Consider the following 5183-nt stretch of genomic DNA (forward strand, 5'->3'; position numbering starts at 1 on the left):
TTTGCCGGACTATGTGCAGGAGAAAACCCAGGGGCGGATCCGGGCTGAGCAGGTGGAGCGATTGACCCTAGAGCAGATTCGCGCCGGCTGTCTGGAGCGGCTTTTGAGTCTGGAGGGGAATGTCTGCTGTGTGGTGGATGGAGAAACCCAGGCGGATCTGGATCGCTTTGCCCAGGATGTTTGGGCGGCTATAGAGCAGGGGAAGCGCTTTTTGTTCCGCAGCGCCGCCAGCCTCTTGACGGCTCTGGCCCAATTGCCGCCACAGCCGGTTCTGCCAGAGCAGATGGGGCGGTTTGTCCGCTCAGATCGGCCAGGGGTGGTGATTGTGGGATCCCATGTGCAAAAGTCCAGCCAGCAGTTGGCCCGCCTTCTGCAGGAGCCTGAAACCCAAGGCATCGAGGTGGAGGTGAGGCGACTATTGGATCCCGACGCGGAGCTGCTGCCTGGGATCCTGGCCCAAGTTCACAGCGCCTATGAGCAGGGTCTGACGCCGGTGGTCTACACCAGCCGAGAGGAACTGACGTTCGAAAAGGACGCCGTAGAAATGCGCCTAGCTTTTGGGCAGAAGGTTTCCCGGTTGTTGATGGGTGTGGTGCAGGGGCTGCCAGAAGGGATCGGCTATCTCATCAGCAAGGGTGGCATCACCTCCAACGACACCCTCAGCGTTGGCCTCAACTTGCCGGCGGTGCGTCTGCTGGGGCAAGTCTACCCTGGGATCTCGATGGTGATCACCCCGTCCGATCATCCCCGCTTTCCCAACCTGCCGGTGGTGTTGTTTCCGGGCAATGTCGGCGAGTCGGATACGCTGCTTTTGCTCCACCGTCGCCTCAAAAGTCGGGGCTTGGTCTAGAGTGAAGTTCCTCCTGCCGATGGCTGAATTCGTCCCCCCGCCAGAAGCCCTGCCCACCTTGGATCGCTGGTGGGGATCCCTGCGGCAGCCGCAGGCGGAACTGCCCCCGGCAGTGGTTCACCCTTCTTCCGCTCGTTTGGGCAGCCAATCCTGGGATGCCGATGTGGTGATTGCCGGCGGCACCTTGGGGATCCTTCTGGGGGCGGCTTTGGCCAAGCGGGGCTGGCGGGTGATCCTGCTGGAGCGCGGGATCCTGCGGGGGCGGGAGCAGGAGTGGAACACCTCACACCAGGAGCTGCAGGTGTTGCTAGAGCTGGAGCTGCTTACCCCGCCCGAGTGGGAGGCAGTCCAGGTTACCCACTACCCGAGGGGGCGGATTGGCTTTGGGGAGGGCCCCCACTGGTGGGTGGAGGGAGTGCTGAATGTGGGCGTGGATCCAGTCAGCCTCCTGGAGTTCCTCAAGCAGCATTTCCTGGCCTGGGGGGGCCAAGTGTGGGAGCAGACTGCCTTTCAAAGTGCCACCGTTCACCCCGATGGGATCTGCCTCCAGACCACCAAGGGACAGATCCGTGCTCAACTGCTGGTGGATGCCATGGGGCACCGCTCGCCCATCGCGGCCCAGGCTCGCCGAGGACAGCCGCCAGATAGCGTCTGTCTGGTGGTGGGATCCTGTGCCCAGGGGCTGCCCGACCAACCCACGGGAGATCTCTTCTACAGCTTTACCCCAGCCCAGAACGGCTACCAGCCCTTTTGGGAAGCTTTCCCTGCCCGCGATGGGCGCACCACCTATCTTTTTACCTACTGCGACCGGGATCCCCGGCGGCCTAGTCTAGAGCAGCTCTGGCGGGATTACTGCCGGCTGCTGCCAGCCTACCAGGGGGTGGAGCTGGCCCAGATCCGCTGGGTGCGCAAGCTATGTGGCGTTTTCCCCGCCTACCGCCGCAGCCCGCTGCAACTGCCCTGGGATCGCCTATTGGCGGTGGGGGATAGCAGTGGCAGCCAGTCGCCTCTAAGCTTTGGCGGCTTTGGCGCCATGTTGCGCCACCTGGATCGCCTACAGCAGGGGATCCACGAGGCCCTGGCGCAACGGCAGTTGAACCAGGCAGCCCTGGCCCTGCTGCAACCCTACCAGCCCAACTTGGCCGTGACCTGGCTATTTCAGAAGGCCATGATTCCCCCTCTGCAGAACAAAAGTTGGGATCCCAATAGCATTAACCGCCTGTTGAGCAGGGTGTTTGCGGCCATGGTTGCCGCTGGCCCCCAGGTGGTGCAGCCCTTTTTGCAGGATGTGGTGCAGTTTGGCGGCTTGGCCCAGGCCCTGTGGGGGGTGACGCGTCGGGATCCCAGCTTGGTAGCCAGACTTTTGCCTCGGTTGGGGTTGCCGGAGCTGGTGGCATGGGCGGGCCACTTTGGCGCCCTTGGCCTCTACGAGCTGCTGCAAAGGCTAACAGATCGCCCGGAGCCGGAAACCAACCCCCAGGACTACTTCTGGAAGCGGCGCCGCGAGGCTTGGCGCTACGGCTGCGGTCAAGATTACAAGTTATTTCCATAGTGATTCTGTAGATATTCTATCTGAAAATAGGGGCTTTGAACGAGCTTGAGACGTTCCCCTGACAATCTGCACCGCCGAGGCCCTAACTCGCAGTTTTTATCTCATTAGGAAGAGGAAAGTTGAGAGCCAAGGAGCGGTTGCACTACTGTAATTCAACATAGCTGCAATCAAGACACTCAAGAGATATCGAAACATTGTCAATGTGATCAAGCTCACCATTACGTTTCACGACGTTTGATATCCATAGTGGAAGAGTTGGGAATTCTTTATCCATCCACTCGTCAGTGTAGGAGTTAGCCATGGTTATTCTCGACTACAGCGATGCAGACAGTGGCTTCTGGGCTTCGACTCCTCAGGGTTTGGTGGAGGTGATCAAGTTTCAGAATCACTTCTACGCCCTTCGGCAAGTGTACAAACGCGCCCAAGACGCGATATCTGCCTGTCGCGCCGACATTGAAAGGGGATTTCTTAGCATTGTGGTGCAGTTTGAGAATCACGCGGAAGTGTGGGCTCAACTGTCGCCGGGCGTACCCGTGCAGTCCCAACCAGAGGCTGCTCCTACGGGCAACCCTGCCAAGCCCAAGCTGACCTATCGCGGCCAACCGGTGAGCAAACCTTCCCGAAATCCCAGCCTCGCCCGCAGGCCCTTGCCTGACTCCCTCTATTTCCGCGGCGCGAAGATCGGCTAGACCGTTTCCGTTTGCCAGGTCTGGAGCGGTCGAGATTTCCCTTCTGGCCGCAGCCATCTGCGTTAGCGGTGCAAAGCACCATAGAGGCCCACCCCATAGCCCAGTACCTCAACCGGATCCCCTTGGCTTTCTGCCGGCAGTTGGGATCCCTTGCCCAACCACTGGGCCTCGTGGCTATCCAAAAGCTTCTCCCAGGTGCCGCTGGGCCATTGGGTATAGGTGACTGGCTGATCGGGGCTGAAATTGAAAAGGGCAAGCAAAGCCTGGGATCCCTGGCGGCGGTGCAGAGCTAGGCCAGAGTTGGAAAAGAGCTCCACTTCCACCCCGTCCCGCTCCAGATGCTGGAGGGCCGGCTGGGTTTTGCGCAGCTGGATCAGGGCCTGGTACCACTTCCAGAGAACCTGGTGGTGACCGGCTTTTTTCAAGTCCCAATTGAGCTTGGAGCGCAAGAAAGTCTCTTCAGCTTGGGGATCCGGCGGCTCTCCCTGCCAGGCAAAGGCGCTGAACTCGCGGCGGCGTCCCTGTCGTACCGCTTCCACCAAATCGGGATCCCCGTGGCTGACAAAATACAGAAATGGCGCCACTTCCCCATACTCTTCCCCCATAAATAGCAGCGGCAGCATGGGAGCTAGCAGCAGGGCAGCGGCAGCCAATTTGAGGCCCTCGAAAGAGGTGAGCTGGCTGAGGCGCTCTCCCAACATGCGGTTGCCGATTTGATCGTGGTTTTGAATGCAGACAACAAATTGGGATCCCGGTCGCCCAACAGCGGAGTTGCCGTGACGCCTGGCGCGGTAGCAGGAGTACTGGCCAGAATAAACGTAGCTCTCCCGGTAAGCCTTGGCCAGGTGCTCCAATTCGCCAAAGTCCTGGTAGTAGCCTGTCTTTTCCCCGGTAAGCAGGGTGTGAAGTGAGTGGTGGAAGTCATCGCACCACTGGGCATCTAGCCCGTAGCCCCCTTGCTCTCGGGGGGTGATGAGGCGGACATCGTTGAGGTCGCTTTCGGCAATGAGAACCCTGGGCCGGCCAGTGCGAGCTTCTAGGGCATCCACCTGCTCTGCCAATTCCTGCAAGAAGGGGTAGGCGCTGAAGTCGTAGATGGCATGCACCGCGTCCAGCCGCAGCCCATCGAGATGAAACTCCTCCAGCCAGTACTCGGCGTTTTGTAGGAAAAACTCTCGCACGCCGTCAGAATAGCGGTCGTCGAAGTTGAGGGCATCCCCCCAAGGGGTGTGGTACTTGTCGGTGAAGTAGGGGCCAAAATCCCGCAGGTAGTTCCCCTCCGGCCCCAGGTGGTTGTAGACCACATCCAAGATGACGGCCAAACCCAGTTGGTGGCAGGCATTGACTAGGGCTTTGAAGCCTGCCGCTCCTCCATAGCTGGTCTGCACCGCGTAGGGGTAGACGCCGTCGTAGCCCCAGTTGCGCTCTCCTGGAAACTGGGCCACCGGCATCAGCTCCAGCACGTTTACCCCCAACTCCACCAACTCCGGCAGGCGAGGGATCAGAGCAGCAAAGGTGCCCTCGAGGGTAAAGGTGCCTACATGCAGCTCGTAGAGGATCCACTGAGACAGGGGGATCCCCTTCCACCCCTGATCCTGCCAGTCGAAGTGGGGATCCACCACCCGCGAAGGGCCGTGGACGCCGTAGGGCTGGCAGCGGGAAGCGGGATCCGGCCGCTCCACTACCCCTGCCTGGGTGTGCAGACGGTAGAGATAGTCCACCGGCCCAGGTGGGATCCCGTCCACCTCCCCCTGCCAATAGCCCTGCTCATCCCGCACTAGAGTAAAGCAACGTTGGACAGGGCTGAGCAGCTTCAGCTCCACCTGCTCAACCAAGGGCGCCCACACCGAGAAGTGATAGCAGCCTGAGCCCAGGGGATAGGCGCCCATCCGCCCGGCCTGGAAGAAAGGAGAAGCCTGCAACACAGAATCTATCCCGCAACTCGGCTTCCACTATAGCGAGCATGCCTGGCAAAAGCCGGAGAGTGGGTTTTTGGCTTCTCCTCTGCCATAGTGGAATGGGTCTGATACATTTACGCTGAACACTGCTGAACATCACTGTTCAACTATGCAGCGATAGCATTCTGTTTGTT

Annotated in this window: 4 protein-coding genes; 3 read left to right on the forward strand and 1 reads right to left on the reverse strand. The window is 60.1% G+C overall.

Features of this window, described 5'->3' with window-relative positions:
* The 3 genes from NW837_RS15270 to NW837_RS15280 all read left to right on the forward strand — a co-directional run.
* A partial coding sequence (locus NW837_RS15270) for a four-carbon acid sugar kinase family protein (RefSeq protein ID WP_414332494.1) occupies nucleotides 1–850 on the forward strand: 850 nt, incomplete at its 5' end.
* A 19-nt stretch (nucleotides 851–869) separates the two neighbouring features.
* Nucleotides 870–2402, forward strand: a complete 1533-nt coding sequence (locus NW837_RS15275) for an NAD(P)/FAD-dependent oxidoreductase (protein WP_414332496.1) — start codon at nucleotides 870–872, stop codon at nucleotides 2400–2402.
* A gap of 299 nt (nucleotides 2403–2701) precedes the next feature.
* Complete coding sequence (locus tag NW837_RS15280; RefSeq protein WP_414332498.1) at nucleotides 2702–3091, forward strand: hypothetical protein; 390 nt, start codon at nucleotides 2702–2704, stop codon at nucleotides 3089–3091.
* A 62-nt stretch (nucleotides 3092–3153) separates the two neighbouring features.
* Here the strand turns inward: NW837_RS15280 and treZ are convergent, their stop codons facing one another.
* Nucleotides 3154–5016 carry a malto-oligosyltrehalose trehalohydrolase gene (gene treZ, locus NW837_RS15285; protein ID WP_414332500.1) on the reverse strand — a complete coding sequence of 621 codons (1863 nt, stop codon included), beginning with the start codon at nucleotides 5014–5016 and terminating at the stop codon, nucleotides 3154–3156.
* Nucleotides 5017–5183 lie beyond the last annotated feature (167 nt).

This window comes from Synechococcus sp. R6-10 (genome assembly GCF_047461815.1).
Classification (GTDB): Bacteria; Cyanobacteriota; Cyanobacteriia; order Thermostichales; family Thermostichaceae; genus Thermostichus.